Here is a 14,830-nt window from a genome sequence, read left to right on the forward strand (position 1 = left end):
TTTGCTATAGAGATAAATGTAATATTACATTTATTTTACAAAACCGTAACATTAGCAAAAAAACTCCCGAATTATGGTATAAATTTTAATAGGTTATATACGGAAAATGAAAAAAGAAAGCGGTGTAAAAGATAAAATGAAAAAGCTAAAAATGGCATCTTGCGCATTAGTTGCAGGGTTAATGTTTTCAGGGCTAACACCAAATGTATTTGCAGAAGATAAAATTTCTGACGTGAAATCACAAATTAACACACAAAATGATACTTTACATAAACAACAACAAGAACGTGATGAACTACAAAAACAAATGAATGACTTAAACAAAACAATCCAAGGTTTGGATAAGTCTGTTCAAGAGAACGCTTCAAAACTTGATGAAACAACAAAAAAAGTTGCTGATACTGAGCAATTAATCGAAAATAAAAATAAAGATATTGCAGAACTACAAACAAAGATTGCAAAACGTGAAGAGTTATTAAGAAAACGTTTAGTTGCACTACAAGAACAACCGAACACGAACATTGTAACAGAAGTTCTTGTAAACTCTAAAAACGTTGCAGATTTAGTTGATCGTTTAGCTTCTGTGTCTAAAATTATGGAATCTGACGAAGATATCATGAAAACACAACAAGAAGATCAAGTGAACGTGAAAAAAGATGTTGAGACAGTAAAAGAAAAACAAAAAGAATTAAAAGAAGCACAATCTCAAATTGAAACTGCTAAGAAAGAACTTGACGCTGAAAAAGAGAAAAAAGCAACAGCGGTAAACGATTTAAGCGGTAAAATGGATACAGTTGTAACTACAATGACAAGTACGGAAGGTCAATTGAAAGAGCTTGAACAACAGGCATTAAAATTACAACAAATCGCTGAAAAAGAAGCGCAAGAAAAAGCTGCACAAGAAGCTGCTGCTCAAAAACAAGCAGAGCAAGCTGCTAAAGAAGCACAAGTTCAACAAGCTGCACCAGCGCAAGCGCCTGTACAGCAAGCTGCTCCAACAAACAATGCTGGACAAGCTCAAAAAGAAGAGCCTAAAAAAGAAGAGAAAAAGCCAGCACCAACACCAAAGCCAGCACCAGCGCCAGCATCAAATGCGGGTGGCGTAATTGGTAAAGCACAGCAATACTTAGGTATGCCTTATGTTTGGGGAAGTGCATCTCCATCAAACGGTGGTTTTGACTGTAGTGGATTCATTTCATACGTATTTGGTGTAGGTCGTCAAGACGTTGCGGGTTACTGGAACTCAGTTTCTAAAGTAAGTAGCCCACAACCTGGAGATTTAGTATTCTTCCAAGGTACTTATAAAGCAGGTCCATCTCATATCGGTATTTACGTTGGTAACGACCAAATGATTCATGCTGGTGATAAAGGGATTGCTTACTCTAGCTTAAGCAGTAGCTACAACCAAAAACATTTCTTAGGATACGGTAGATTCTAGAATTTATAATTGAATAAAAAACGTGTATAAAGTCGATAGCTTACTATTTTATAAGTAGGTTATCGGCTTTTTTGAGTTTTTACGAGATAAAGAGAAGGATTTATAGTAGTGCTGGAGGTGGTTATTGATGATGTTAGCTGGTAGACAGTTACTGTTAGAAGAACTTTCTTCAGATTTGCAGGGTAAATTGGATCATTTGAAAAGGAATCGAGACGTCGTTTGTGTACAAGGGGTAATTAAGAAATATTCAAAATATATGTGCCAGCGCTGCGGAAATATGGAGCAGCGGCTATTTGCATCATTTCTATGTAAAAGATGCAATAAAGTATGTACGTATTGCCGGAAATGTATAACGATGGGCAGGGTAAGTGAATGTGCTGTACTTGTTCGTGGGATTACTGAAATAAGCGGAGAAAATTATTTGAATCCGTTACAGTGGGAAGGTGTTTTGTCTGCTGGTCAGGAGTTAGCTGCGCAAAGTGTCGTTGACGCTGTTAAGCAGAAAGAATCCTTTTTTATTTGGGCGGTGTGCGGGGCTGGAAAAACAGAAATGTTGTTTCGCGGAATTGCAGAGGCACTACAAAAGGGAGAGAGAGTTTGTATTGCAACGCCGAGAACGGACGTTGTACTTGAATTAGCACCGAGATTACAAGAAGTGTTTCCAAATATAAATGTAGCTGCTTTATATGGAGGGAGTTTAGACCTAGAAAAAGATGCGGCGTTAATCGTTGCAACTACACATCAATTGTTACGTTATTATAGGGCGTTCCATGTCATGATTGTAGATGAGATAGATGCTTTTCCATATCATGTGGATAAGATGTTACATTATGCAGTAAATGAAGCGATGAAGGAGGAGGCAGCACGTATTTATTTAACTGCAACTCCAGATGAAAAGTGGAAGCGTAAATTGCGGAATGGTAAGCAAAAAGGGGTTATTATTTCAGGACGTTATCATCGTCATCCATTGCCAGTCCCGATATTTCGGTGGTGCGGAAATTGGAAAAAGGGTCTTATGCGTAAAAAAATTCCTCGTGCTTTATTACAATGGTTAAATATGTACTTATCTAAACAATACCCCATTTTTCTATTTGTTCCTCATGTGCGATATGTAGAAGAAATTAGCCAGTTATTAAAATTATTAAATAATCAAATTGATGGTGTGCATGCAGAAGATCCGGCGAGAAAAGAGAAGGTAACAGCTTTCAGAAAAGGAGAAATCCCTTTATTAGTTACAACGACGATTTTGGAACGAGGAGTAACTGTGAAAAATTTACAAGTGGCAGTTTTAGGAGCTGAGGAAGAAATATTTTCAGAAAGTGCCCTCGTTCAAATTGCAGGGCGTGCTGGCAGAAGCTCTGATGAACCGCATGGAGATGTCATCTATTTTCATTATGGAAAGACAGAGGCGATGGTGCGTGCGAAAAAACATATTCAAAGTATGAATAAAAATGCTAAAGAACAAGGATTGATAGATTGATGCATTGTCTATTTTGTGATGAATATATTTCATATGCAATTAGTTGGTACACTTTTTTTGTTAAGCTTCATAAAAAGTATATATGTGATAGATGTGAACAAAAACTTTCCTATATTATAGGAGATATTTGCAAGGAGTGTGGTCGGCCTTTAGAACTTGTACCAGCTGAATATAAAAACGGGGATATTTGTATGGATTGCATAAGGTGGACGAACGAGCAGAGGTTTCCGTCTCTTATAAATCGTTCGTTGTATGTGTATGATGAAGGGATGAAAGAAATATTAGCACAGTTTAAATTTCGAGGAGATGCTGAATTAGTACATATTTTTCATCAGCCTTTTCGGAGTCTTTTTCAAAAATATTTTGCGAATGTTTCAGCTATCATTCCGGTCCCTCTTAGTGAAGAGCGAGAATACGAGCGTGGTTTTAACCAAGCTGAGTTACTAGCTTCTTGTTTGCCTATCAAAATGTTTTGTACATCATTAAGAAGAATCGAAACAGAAAAACAAAGTAAGAAGAAACGTAAAGAAAGGATATCGGGAGTTAATCCTTTTTATTTTCAGAGAGAAGAGAAGTTTCATGAACAACATGTTTTAATCGTGGATGATGTGTATACGACAGGAATTACTGTTAGGCAAATTGGAAGCCTTTTGTACGATCGAGGAGCGAGAGAAGTTTCTTGTTTGACGCTTTGTAGAGGTTAATATGTGAATGTCGAAAGGAATAATAAAAAGACGACAAATCTTCTTTGACTAACAGTCTTGTCATTCGTTATAGTCAGAATATGGGGCGAATGCCCTGATTTTAAGAGTGAAGGGAATGGAATGAACATGCAAGGACGAGTAAAATGGTTCAATGCAGAAAAGGGATTTGGGTTTATTGAGCGTGAAGATGGTGACGATGTGTTTGTTCATTTTTCTGCTATTCAACAAGATGGGTATAAGTCGTTAGAAGAAGGTCAACAAGTGGAGTTTGATATTGTTGATGGAGCACGTGGACCACAAGCAGCTAATGTTGTGAAACTGTAAAAATTAAGTTTTTGGAAAAGATAGAGCTGTATTTTTAGCAGCATTATATAGATGGCGAAAGCTCTTGCTCGTAACAAGGGCTTTTTTGTTGTGGTGAAGTTGTCAAAAAGTTGTTTCTTTTCTGTAACCAATTGTCCACAGTTACATTCGTTATTCACGATGTTAATAGGATAAAATAAAGATAGAAACGATGCATCTTTTCATTTCAACAAAAAACGATAAAAAAATCGCAATTCCACTAATTTTTTTAAAAAAATTAGAAGGAGTTTTTAAGCCAATGTCGAAATTATAGTACATAGGCTTGAAAGGAGGAATTCATCTATGAAATTCAACATTCGTGGTGAAAATATTGAAGTAACTCCAGCATTAAAGGAATATGTAGAGAAAAAACTAAGTAAATTAGAGCGTTATTTTGATACATTCCCAGAGATTAAGGTTAATTTAAAAGTATACTCTGACAAGCAACGTATCGAGGTAACAATTCCATTTACAGATTTATTACTTCGTGCAGAAGAAACTAATAGCGATATGTACGCTGCCATCGATTTAGTAGTTGATAAAATTGAGCGACAAATTCGTAAACATAAAACAAAAGTAAATCGTAAGTTACGTGAGAAAGGTTCTGTGAAAACTAACTTTATCCTTCCGGAAGCAGTAGCTGTTCTGGATGCGGTAGAAGAGGATGAATTAGAACTTGTACGTACAAAACGATTCGATTTAAAACCGATGGACGTTGAAGAAGCGATCTTACAAATGGATATGCTAGGACATAGTTTCTTCGTCTTCACAAATGCTGATACAAATGAAACTAATGTTGTATATGGCCGTAAAGACGGGAAATATGGTTTAATCGAAACAAAATAATCATTCAAAAGCGCAGCCGAAATGGCTGCGCTTTTTTTATCCCGCTATTTGTGAGCAGTAAAACTCCCACCTCAAAATTCGGCTGGAGCAAAGAAGTTAGGTGGGACCCCTGCTGCCCGTAAACGCCCGATTGGTGAAGGCTAATAATCAGTGGGGGATGAACAAAACCCCCACTGATTAAAGTTTCACTTTATATGTTTTTGCCTTCCTATCTTGTAATATTGATATAAATTTAAATGGCTTATTTGTAATGAAATTTAGAAGTCATGTTTTGTCACGGTCAATTGTATTACTATTCCAAAAGGATCTCGCACAATGGCATAACCTGGGCTGAAGGAGTTTTTTTCAAAAGGTGTTAAAATATAAACCTCATCATGTTGAATTAGATTGTGATAGAGTGCTTCAATGGTTTGGAAATCTTTAGATTGAATGCATAATGATGAGCTATTACTTAATTGCCAAGGGCGTGTGGAATCCACTGCCTGTTCTGCAATCATAATTTTATTAGTACCAATTTGTAAAACGGAATGGGTAATATAATGTTCTTGGCTTTCTTTATACGTGAAATTCGGATCTATTTCTTTCATTTCTTTATAGTTCTTTTTAAATAAAACTTTTGCGCCTAAATACTGTTCGTAAAATACAATTGCTTTAGCACCTTGCCCATTTAATGATAAAAAAGGGATTACTTCAAAGTTCATTGTATTGCCTCCTTCATATATGTTTACACTTATTACTATACAAATATAAGGTGCCACGCATTGGCACCTATAGGGGGATTTATGAAAAAAGTTGAACGTTTAAATCAGATGCTACGTTTTATTAATCAAAAACAAATATTCACATTGAAAGATTTAATGGATGAATTTCAAATTTCAAAAAGGACAGCTTTACGTGACATTGCATCATTAGAGGAAATGGGTGTACCTCTTTTTGCAGAGTATGGTCGGTATGGAGGGTATCGTTTAATAAAAACGATGACATTACCACCTATTTCATTTACAAATCATGAAGTTTTTGCACTTTATTTTGCGATGCAAGCACTAAGTAGTTTTGTAAGTATTCCCTTTCAAATCTCATTTCGTTCCATTAATAAGAAATTTTTAGATAGTGTTTCGTCAAAACAGCGCGGTCAAATTGAAAACTTGCAAAAAAGAGTTTCCTTTTTTCATTTGGAACAAGCACATGAATGTGGTTATCTAGAAGAGATTTTGTTAGCTGCTGTTCAAAATAGGGCTTTAACTATAAACTATGTAACGCCGAAACAAACGACAATGCGCCGTATTCAGCCGATTTCGATTTATGCAATGAAAGGTTATTGGTATTGCCAGGCTTACGATTTAGATAAAGCGGCTTATCGAGTGTTTCGCTGTGATCGTATTAGGTCGTTAGAAATGGTAGATGCTCAGGATAGTCTGGATTTGGAAAATATAAATATACATAACGCACATAGTCTTTGGAGGGCAACTGAACAAGCTATTCAATTTAAATGCTCAATTACTGCGAGGGGGATAGAGATATTCAAGCAACAACAATATCCTTCGATGAAATTATGGGAAGAATGTGAAGATACATATTTAATAGGAACTTATGAGCCTGCTGAAATCAACTTTATCATCTCATATCTAGCTAGTTTTGGTAAAACTATAAAAATAATTGAGCCATCTTCTTTAAAAGAAAATTTGAAAGAATACTACTTAGATTTAATACGAAATTTGTAATGTGAATTTGAAATATTAGTTTGTTGGAACAAATTAAATAAAAAACTTTTTCTGAATCTACGGCTCGACATTTGGACGATTGTTGTCATAGTTATAAGACAAGTGTTACAATTATCATTAGGTTTATACATTTTAGTTTTTTAAATTAGGAGAAAAATTGGCATAACATAAATTTGATTTTTATAACGACTGATTGTAAAGAGAAAAAGAAAGCAATCGGAAGTTTTATTTTAATAAAAGAGGAGCGTATTTCCTATGATCGGTATTTTAAAAAAGGTATTTGATGTCAACCAACGCCAAATTAAACGTATGCAGAAGACAGTGGAGCAAATTGATGCATTAGAATCATCTATTAAGCCGCTAACTGATGAACAATTAAAAGGAAAGACGATTGAATTTAAAGAACGTCTAACAAAAGGTGAAACAGTAGATGATCTACTTCCTGAAGCTTTTGCGGTTGTTCGTGAAGCAGCAACTCGTGTTCTTGGAATGCGTCCATATGGCGTACAGCTAATGGGTGGTATCGCCTTACATGAAGGAAATATCTCTGAGATGAAAACAGGTGAAGGTAAAACGTTAACATCTACTTTACCTGTATATTTAAACGCATTAACAGGAAAAGGTGTTCACGTTGTTACAGTCAATGAATACTTAGCGCAACGTGATGCGAGCGAAATGGGACAACTTCATGAGTTCCTTGGCTTAACTGTAGGGATTAACTTAAATAGTATGTCACGTGAAGAGAAACAAGAGGCTTATGCGGCTGATATTACGTATAGCACAAATAACGAGCTTGGATTCGATTACTTACGTGACAACATGGTGTTATATAGAGAGCAGTGCGTTCAGCGTCCACTTAATTTTGCTATCATCGATGAAGTCGATTCTATTTTAGTCGATGAAGCACGTACGCCGCTTATTATTTCGGGACAAGCTCAAAAATCAGCAGAGCTATATATGTTTGCAAATGCATTCGTTCGTACATTAGAAAATGAAAAAGAATATTCATTTGATGTGAAAACGAAAAATGTAATGTTAACAGAAGATGGTATTACGAAAGCTGAGAAAGCTTTCCATATCGATAACTTATTCGATTTAAAACATGTAGCACTTCTTCACCATATTAATCAGGCGCTTCGTGCACACGTTGTTATGCACCTTGATACAGATTATGTTGTACAAGAAGGCGAAATCGTAATTGTAGACCAATTCACTGGTCGTCTTATGAAAGGTCGTCGCTATAGCGAAGGTTTACACCAAGCTATTGAAGCAAAAGAAGGCGTAGAAATTCAAAATGAAAGTATGACACTTGCAACAATTACGTTCCAGAACTACTTCCGTATGTACGAAAAGTTATCTGGTATGACTGGTACAGCGAAAACGGAAGAAGAAGAATTCCGTAGTATTTACAATATGAATGTTATCGTAATTCCAACGAATAAAGATATTATTCGTGATGACCGTGCAGATTTAATCTTCAAATCAATGGAAGGTAAATTCAATGCAGTTGTGGAGGATATTGTAAATCGTCATAAGCAAGGGCAACCTATTCTTGTTGGTACAGTTGCAATTGAAACGTCAGAGCTTATTTCAAAAATGTTAACACGTAAAGGTGTACGTCATAATATCTTAAACGCAAAAAACCATGCGCGTGAAGCAGATATCATTGCAGAAGCTGGTATGAAAGGCGCTGTAACAATTGCGACGAATATGGCAGGTCGTGGTACGGATATTAAGTTAGGCGAGGACATTAAAAACGTTGGCCTAGCAGTTATCGGTACAGAGCGTCACGAAAGCCGTCGTATTGATAATCAGTTACGTGGTCGTGCTGGTCGTCAAGGAGACCCTGGTGTAACACAGTTCTACTTATCAATGGAAGATGAACTAATGCGCCGTTTCGGTTCTGACAATATGAAAGCGATGATGGATCGTCTTGGTATGGATGATTCACAGCCAATCGAAAGTAAAATGGTTTCTCGTGCTGTAGAATCTGCACAAAAACGTGTAGAAGGAAATAACTATGATGCACGTAAACAGCTATTGCAATATGATGATGTACTTCGTCAACAACGTGAAGTAATTTATAAACAGCGTCAAGAGGTAATGGATTCAGAGAACTTACGCAGCATTATTGAAGGTATGATGAAATCTACGATAGAACGTGCTGTTGCACTTCATACGCAAGAAGAAATCGAAGAAGATTGGAACATTAAAGGTCTTGTCGATTACTTAAATACAAACCTTCTTGAAGAAGGGGATGTAAAAGAAGAAGAGTTACGTCGCCTTGCTCCAGAAGAAATGAGCGAATCAATCATCGAGAAATTATTAGAGCGTTATAACGCAAGAGAAAAACTTCTACCTGAAGAGCAGACACGTGAATTCGAAAAGGTTGTTGTATTCCGTGTTGTAGATACGAAATGGACAGATCATATCGATGCAATGGATCACCTTCGTGAAGGTATTCATTTACGTGCTTACGGACAAATCGATCCACTTCGTGAATACCAAATGGAAGGATTCGCAATGTTCGAATCGATGATCGCTTCTATTGAAGAGGAAATCTCTCGTTACATTATGAAAGCTGAAATTGAGCAAAACTTAGAGCGTCAAGAAGTTGTTCAAGGTGAAGCTGTTCATCCATCAAGCGATGGCGAAGACGCGAAGAAAAAACCGGTTGTAAAAGGTGACCAAATGGGACGCAACGATTTATGTAAATGCGGTAGTGGCAAGAAATATAAAAATTGTTGTGGCATTGGGCAATAATAGGAAACTGTAGTTTAGACTGCTTTGCAAATTTTTACATCAAAAATGTATGATAAAAAGGATTAAACTCTCTCCGTAATAAGCGGAGAGAGTTTCCCTTGTTTTCATATGAAAGTAACAGCAATTACATAGAGGTGAAGGAAATGGAATTAGTAGAAATTAGGCAAGAATTAGAAAAAATGGCTAAGAGATTAGCGGCTTTTAGGGGGTCTCTTTGACCTTCCTACTAAGGAAAAACAAATTGCAGAATTAGAAGAAAAGATGATGGGCGCAGGATTTTGGGATGACCAACAAGGCGCACAAACTGTAATTAATGAAGCGAATGCGCTGAAAGATATGGTTGGAAGGTTCCGTCAGTTAGATGAGACGTTCGAGAACTTAGAAATGACGCATGAACTACTTAAAGAAGAGTATGATGAAGATTTACATGAGGAATTAGAATCTGAAGTGAAAACTTTAATTCAAGAAATGAATGAGTACGAGCTGCAGTTACTATTAAGCGACCCTTATGATAAAAATAACGCTATTTTAGAATTGCACCCAGGTGCAGGTGGAACAGAGTCACAAGACTGGGGTTCTATGTTATTACGTATGTACACACGCTGGGCTGAAAAACGTGGATTTAAAGTAGAAACGGTTGACTACTTACCGGGCGATGAAGCTGGTATTAAGAGTGTTACATTATTAATTAAAGGTCATAACGCTTACGGTTACTTGAAAGCGGAGAAAGGTGTACATCGTCTTGTACGTATTTCACCGTTCGATTCTTCAGGTCGTCGTCATACATCGTTCGTATCTTGTGAAGTTGTACCTGAATTCAATGATGAAGTTGAAATTGAAGTGCGTACAGAAGATTTGAAAATAGATACGTATCGTGCAAGTGGTGCAGGCGGACAGCACGTTAATACGACAGATTCAGCAGTTCGTATAACGCATCTACCAACAAACACGGTTGTAACATGTCAGTCAGAGCGTTCTCAAATTAAAAACCGTGAACATGCGATGAAAATGCTGAAAGCGAAATTATATCAAAAGAAATTAGAAGAACAACAAGCACAATTAGATGAGATTCGCGGAGAGCAAAAAGAAATTGGATGGGGCAGCCAAATCCGTTCTTACGTATTCCACCCGTATTCTCTTGTGAAAGACCATCGTACAAATACAGAAGTTGGTAACGTACAAGCAGTTATGGATGGGGAAATTAATCCGTTTATTGATGCGTATTTACGTTCTCGTATTTAATAAGAGAAAAAGCCAACAGAATTGTTGGCACATGTTGAGGTACAAGAGGATATAAAGAGGCTTATCTTATTTATATTGATGAAATAAAGAGGAAGAGAAGTTGGAGGCAACAACTTCTCTTTTTGATGAGATTATATGTAGAATACAATGCCGTATATTGTTTTGTAAAAAGTAGAGAATAGTAAAACAGAGCAGTAATAGAGTAGGGCTTTATATAGGGATTCTCAGTTTTGGTTTGGAGAAAAAGGCTCTTTATAGAACTTTTTAAGGTGTTCACAGAATTGAAACAATTTATGAAAGCTTATTTTATTAGGCTTCTCACTATATTTGTAAAAAATATGAAATATACCTTAGTTTTTCTATATAAAGATAATGCTTATAATGAATATTGAATGTGTTATGAAAACTATTGCCTAGTTATGAATGAAAAGAATATCAACAATGGGGAGCGATAGAAGTGAAAAAGAAATTGTTGGCTATTACGCTGGGGACATCAGTCGTTTTTGCTTTAGGAGCATGTGGAAATAAAGAAGAGACTAAGTCTTCAAATCAATCTGCAAGCACAGATAGTGCAGAACAAATTTTCCAAAAAAGTTGTGCAGGTTGTCACGCGAAAGATTTATCAGGAGCAACTGGACCTGATTTAAGAAAAGTAGGCGGTAAGTATGACGCTGCAGATATCGAAGAAATTATTAAAAAAGGTCGCGGCTCAATGTCACCTGGACTTATTCAAGGTGAGGACGCAAAAAAAGTAGCTGAATGGTTAGCGGAGCATAAATAAGAAACGTAATTAATAAACGAGCTGATTGTATAACTTGACCGAAAAGTACTTCGAGTTAAGTAATTACATGAGCTCGTTTACCTTTTCTTGGTATGTAACATAACTGTAACAAAATTGTATCCGAATTGGAAACCGATTGATGTTACAATGGGGTTTGTAGAATTTTGATGAAATATATTACATAGAGTAGCGTTGCTAATAAAAAGCATGTATGGAAGCTACCTTCAACAAGAATGGTCGAGCGAAAATAAAGGTTTTTCTTTTATTTTCAAATGTGCAGAAAAGTATTTCGAAAAAAATCATTAAGTATTGGGTGATAAATAATGATAAAAATGACGAATGTTTATAAGGAGTACCCAAATGGTATGAAAGCCATTGCTGGTCTCACAGTTAACATTAAACAAGGTGAATTCGTATACGTAGTTGGACCGAGTGGAGCCGGAAAATCTACATTTATTAAAATGATGTATCGTGAAGAGAAGCCATCTACAGGATCAATTAATGTAAATGGACTTGTAATTGAAACATTAGCAGAAAGAGATGTTCCATATTTCCGTCGTCAATTAGGCGTAATTTTCCAAGATTTTAAATTACTACCTAAATTAACGGTATATGAGAATGTTGCGTTTGCTTTAGAAGTAATTGAAGAAGAACCAGATGCGATTCGTGAACGTGTTACAGAAGTGTTAGGTCTTGTAGGTCTAGATGATCGTGCAGATGCACTTCCAAGCGAACTTTCAGGCGGAGAGCAACAACGTGTGGCGATTGCAAGAGCGATTGTAAATAGACCAAAGGTTGTAATTGCTGATGAGCCAACAGGTAACTTAGATATTGAAACAGCGCTTGATATTATGAATATTTTTAAACGTATTAATGAGCGTGGTACAACGATTGTTATGGCGACACATAACGCAGATATCGTAAATACAATTCGTCATCGTGTAATTGCAATTGAAGGCGGAAAAATTGTTCGAGACGAGATTGAGGGAGGATACGGATATGAAGGCTAAAACCCTTAGTCGACATTTGCGAGAAGGTGTGAAAAATCTATCCCGTAACGGATGGATGACATTTGCTTCTGTAAGTGCAGTAACAGTTACATTATTACTTGTAGGTGTCTTTTTGGCAGCGATTATGAATATGAACCATTTTGCGACGAAGGTAGAGCAAGATGTAGAAATTCGTGTGCATATTGATCCAGCAGCAAAAGAAGCTGATCAAAAGAAATTAGAAGAAGATATGAGTAAAATTGCGAAAGTAGATTCTATTAAATATTCTTCTAAAGAAGAAGAGTTGAAACGTTTAATTAAAAGCTTAGGCGATAGTGGAAAAACGTTCGAGTTATTTGAGCAAGATAACCCACTGAAAGATGTATTCGTTGTAAAGGCGAAAGAACCAACAGATACGGCAACAATTGCGAAAAAGATTGAGAAAATGCAGTTTGTAAGTAATGTTCAATACGGTAAAGGTCAAGTTGAAAAATTATTTGATACTGTAAAAACTGGTCGTAACATCGGGATTGCGTTAATTGCTGGTCTTCTATTCACAGCGATGTTCTTAATCTCTAACACAATTAAAATTACAATTTATGCTCGTAGTACTGAGATTGAAATTATGAAACTTGTTGGTGCAACAAACTGGTTTATTCGTTGGCCGTTCTTGTTAGAGGGATTATTCCTAGGAGTATTAGGATCAATTATTCCAATTGGCCTAATCTTAGTTATATATAATTCATTGCAAGGTGTGTTTAATGAAAAACTTGGCGGAACAATTTTCGAGCTTCTACCATACAACCCGTTCGTATTCCAATTAGCTGGTTTATTAGTGTTAATCGGTGCATTAATCGGTATGTGGGGAAGTGTAATGTCAATTCGTCGCTTCTTAAAAGTATAAAAAGTTGCAAACATAATTCGTACAAGCTTATCATATAGTAGAAATAGGTAAAGGCATCACACATCGTGTGATGCCTTTTGCTACACCACCTGTGTGTTCTGGAAAGGGGAATTCCGCATTGAAACGTAGAGTTGCAATTATTGGAATGGTTGTTGCATTTTTAATTGGTGCTGGCGGGATGTTTGGTGGTATGTACTGGTTTGGGATAAACCCAGCGTATGTAACGCAAACAGTATCGAATGGTAATGCTGGCACAGCGCAAGGAAATTTGGCAAAGATTAATGAGGCGTATGCACTAATTGATTCACGTTATGTGGAAGACGTGAAAGACGACAAGTTAGTCGAAGGTGCGATACAAGGAATGTTGTCTACGCTGAAGGACCCTTATTCCACGTATATGGATAAAGAAACGGCAAAACAGTTTAGTCAGTCACTGGATCCTGAACTTGAAGGGATTGGAGCTGAAGTGAACAAGACGGACGGTAAGCTTATTATCGTATCGCCAATTAAAGGTTCACCAGCAGAAAAGATAGGAATTAAACCGAATGACCAAATTTTATCTGTAGATGGAAATAGTGTGAAAGATTTATCACGTGAAGAAGCAGTATTAAAAATTCGTGGTAAAAAAGGAACGACTGTTGCAATTGAAATTAAGCGCGCAGGAGTGGCTGATCCGATAGAATTTAAAATTAAGCGTGAAAAGATTCCGATCTTCACTGTATTTAGTTCCGTAAAGCAAGAGAGCGGAAAAGATATCGGTTATATGCAAATTACTTCTTTCGCTGAAAATACTGCAAAAGAATTTAAGGATCAGTTAAAAGAGTTAGAGAAGAAACATATAGCAGGCTTAGTTATTGATGTACGTGGTAATCCTGGTGGCTATTTAAATAGTGTAGAAGAAATACTAGGAGACATCATGACAGATAAAAAGCCAATGCTACAAGTAGAACAGCGAAATGGTGAGAAGAAGAAATTCTCTACGGAACTGAAAGAAAGAAAGTCATATCCAATTTCAGTATTAATTGATAATGGAAGTGCTTCTGCTTCAGAAATTTTAGCGGGTGCGCTGAAAGAGGGAGAAGGATACGATTTAATTGGTGAAAAAACGTTTGGTAAAGGTACTGTCCAACAAGCTGTTCCGTTTAAAGATGGCAGCAACATTAAATTAACAATGTTTAAATGGTTAACACCAGATGGCAATTGGATTCATAAAAAAGGAATCGCGCCAACTGTAGAAGTGAAGCAACCAGATTATTATCATGCGACACCAATTCAAATTGAAAAGACACTTTCATACAATTCAAATGATGTACAAGTAAAACATGCGCAAGAAATGCTTAAGAGCTTAGGATATGTACCAGGACGTGAAGATGGATACTTTAGCAAAGAGACAGAATCAGCACTAAAAGCATTCCAAAATGCGAATGAGATGGAAGCAACAGGACAACTCGATAAAAAGACAGCTGAAGCGATTCAAACTAAAATCATTGAAAAAATCCGTTCTGGAGAAAATGATTTACAATTACAGACGGCATTGAAATTAATAGCGAAATAAGAAAGAATACAGGCACTTTGATGCCTGTATTTTTTATGTGTTAAACAAACATTTCTTTAGTTATG

13 protein-coding genes are annotated in these 14,830 nt (G+C 36.4%); 12 read left to right on the forward strand and 1 reads right to left on the reverse strand.

Features of this window, described 5'->3' with window-relative positions; all coding sequences use genetic code 11:
- Nucleotides 1-106: 106 nt before the first annotated feature.
- The 5 genes from QCI75_RS01535 to hpf all read left to right on the forward strand — a co-directional run bounded on the left by QCI75_RS01535 (nt 107) and on the right by hpf (nt 4,810).
- Nucleotides 107-1,438: a C40 family peptidase gene (locus tag QCI75_RS01535; RefSeq protein ID WP_353759895.1), complete on the forward strand. Its 1,332-nt coding sequence runs from the start codon at nt 107-109 to the stop codon at nt 1,436-1,438.
- Nucleotides 1,439-1,568: 130 nt separating this feature from the next.
- Nucleotides 1,569-2,918 carry an ATP-dependent helicase ComFA gene (gene comFA / locus QCI75_RS01540; RefSeq protein ID WP_353759896.1) on the forward strand — a complete coding sequence of 450 codons (1,350 nt, stop codon included), beginning with the start codon at nt 1,569-1,571 and terminating at the stop codon, nt 2,916-2,918.
- Nucleotides 2,918-3,622 carry a ComFC family protein gene (locus QCI75_RS01545; RefSeq protein ID WP_144506062.1) on the forward strand — a complete coding sequence of 235 codons (705 nt, stop codon included), beginning with the start codon at nt 2,918-2,920 and terminating at the stop codon, nt 3,620-3,622. Before comFA ends, QCI75_RS01545 begins: the two co-directional genes overlap by 1 nt.
- 126 nt (nt 3,623-3,748) lie before the next feature.
- Nucleotides 3,749-3,946 (forward strand): cold shock protein CspC, encoded by a 198-nt coding sequence (gene cspC / locus QCI75_RS01550; protein ID WP_001990088.1) that lies wholly within the window; start codon nt 3,749-3,751, stop codon nt 3,944-3,946.
- Between the two features lie 321 nt (nt 3,947-4,267).
- The gene (gene hpf, locus QCI75_RS01555; RefSeq protein ID WP_002034758.1) at nt 4,268-4,810 is read left to right on the forward strand and encodes a ribosome hibernation-promoting factor, HPF/YfiA family; all 543 of its coding nucleotides are present in this window, start codon (nt 4,268-4,270) and stop codon (nt 4,808-4,810) included.
- Nucleotides 4,811-5,067: 257 nt separating this feature from the next.
- Here hpf and QCI75_RS01560 read toward each other — a convergent pair whose 3' ends face one another.
- On the reverse strand, nt 5,068-5,511 hold the full coding sequence (locus QCI75_RS01560; RefSeq protein WP_144506061.1) for a VOC family protein: 444 nt from the start codon (nt 5,509-5,511) through the stop codon (nt 5,068-5,070).
- An 81-nt stretch (nt 5,512-5,592) separates the two neighbouring features.
- Here QCI75_RS01560 and QCI75_RS01565 point away from each other — a divergent pair, with 81 nt between their 5' ends.
- The 7 genes from QCI75_RS01565 to QCI75_RS01595 all read left to right on the forward strand — a co-directional run bounded on the left by QCI75_RS01565 (nt 5,593) and on the right by QCI75_RS01595 (nt 14,765).
- Nucleotides 5,593-6,531 carry a helix-turn-helix transcriptional regulator gene (locus QCI75_RS01565; protein WP_144506060.1) on the forward strand — a complete coding sequence of 313 codons (939 nt, stop codon included), beginning with the start codon at nt 5,593-5,595 and terminating at the stop codon, nt 6,529-6,531.
- A gap of 255 nt (nt 6,532-6,786) precedes the next feature.
- Nucleotides 6,787-9,294: a preprotein translocase subunit SecA gene (gene secA, locus QCI75_RS01570; protein WP_144506059.1), complete on the forward strand. Its 2,508-nt coding sequence runs from the start codon at nt 6,787-6,789 to the stop codon at nt 9,292-9,294.
- Between the two features lie 143 nt (nt 9,295-9,437).
- Nucleotides 9,438-10,536, forward strand: a protein-coding gene (prfB, locus tag QCI75_RS01575) for a peptide chain release factor 2 (protein ID WP_144506058.1) whose coding sequence is annotated in 2 segments (ribosomal slippage) — nt 9,438-9,509 and nt 9,511-10,536 — 1,098 coding nt in all. Because the reading frame shifts where the segments join, the coding sequence is not laid out codon by codon here.
- 457 nt (nt 10,537-10,993) lie between these two features.
- The gene (gene cccB / locus QCI75_RS01580) at nt 10,994-11,317 is read left to right on the forward strand and encodes a cytochrome c551 (protein WP_144506056.1); all 324 of its coding nucleotides are present in this window, start codon (nt 10,994-10,996) and stop codon (nt 11,315-11,317) included.
- A 323-nt stretch (nt 11,318-11,640) separates the two neighbouring features.
- A complete protein-coding gene (gene ftsE / locus QCI75_RS01585; RefSeq protein ID WP_033712425.1) occupies nt 11,641-12,327 on the forward strand; it encodes a cell division ATP-binding protein FtsE in 687 nt (228 codons plus the stop codon).
- Nucleotides 12,317-13,210, forward strand: a complete 894-nt coding sequence (ftsX, locus tag QCI75_RS01590) for a permease-like cell division protein FtsX (protein WP_070145474.1) — start codon at nt 12,317-12,319, stop codon at nt 13,208-13,210. The genes ftsE and ftsX overlap by 11 nt, the downstream gene beginning before the upstream one ends.
- A 118-nt stretch (nt 13,211-13,328) precedes the next feature.
- On the forward strand, nt 13,329-14,765 hold the full coding sequence (locus QCI75_RS01595; RefSeq protein WP_144506055.1) for a S41 family peptidase: 1,437 nt from the start codon (nt 13,329-13,331) through the stop codon (nt 14,763-14,765).
- The last annotated feature ends 65 nt before the right edge of the window (nt 14,766-14,830 follow it).

Source organism: Bacillus cereus group sp. RP43 (genome assembly GCF_040459645.1).
Classification (GTDB): domain Bacteria; phylum Bacillota; class Bacilli; order Bacillales; family Bacillaceae_G; genus Bacillus_A; species Bacillus_A mycoides_C.

What these genes read in the sequence shown, in the direction of transcription:
- secA (WP_144506059.1), top strand. Translation starts at nt 6,787, where the DNA reads ATGATCGGTATTTTAAAAAAGGTATTTGATGTCAACCAACGCCAAATT.
- hpf (WP_002034758.1), top strand. Translation starts at nt 4,268, where the DNA reads ATGAAATTCAACATTCGTGGTGAAAATATTGAAGTAACTCCAGCATTA.
- cspC (WP_001990088.1), top strand. Translation starts at nt 3,749, where the DNA reads ATGCAAGGACGAGTAAAATGGTTCAATGCAGAAAAGGGATTTGGGTTT.
- QCI75_RS01565 (WP_144506060.1), top strand. Translation starts at nt 5,593, where the DNA reads ATGAAAAAAGTTGAACGTTTAAATCAGATGCTACGTTTTATTAATCAA.
- QCI75_RS01560 (WP_144506061.1), bottom strand. Translation starts at nt 5,511, where the DNA reads ATGAACTTTGAAGTAATCCCTTTTTTATCATTAAATGGGCAAGGTGCT.
- QCI75_RS01545 (WP_144506062.1), top strand. Translation starts at nt 2,918, where the DNA reads ATGCATTGTCTATTTTGTGATGAATATATTTCATATGCAATTAGTTGG.
- comFA (WP_353759896.1), top strand. Translation starts at nt 1,569, where the DNA reads ATGTTAGCTGGTAGACAGTTACTGTTAGAAGAACTTTCTTCAGATTTG.
- ftsX (WP_070145474.1), top strand. Translation starts at nt 12,317, where the DNA reads ATGAAGGCTAAAACCCTTAGTCGACATTTGCGAGAAGGTGTGAAAAAT.
- ftsE (WP_033712425.1), top strand. Translation starts at nt 11,641, where the DNA reads ATGATAAAAATGACGAATGTTTATAAGGAGTACCCAAATGGTATGAAA.
- QCI75_RS01535 (WP_353759895.1), top strand. Translation starts at nt 107, where the DNA reads ATGAAAAAAGAAAGCGGTGTAAAAGATAAAATGAAAAAGCTAAAAATG.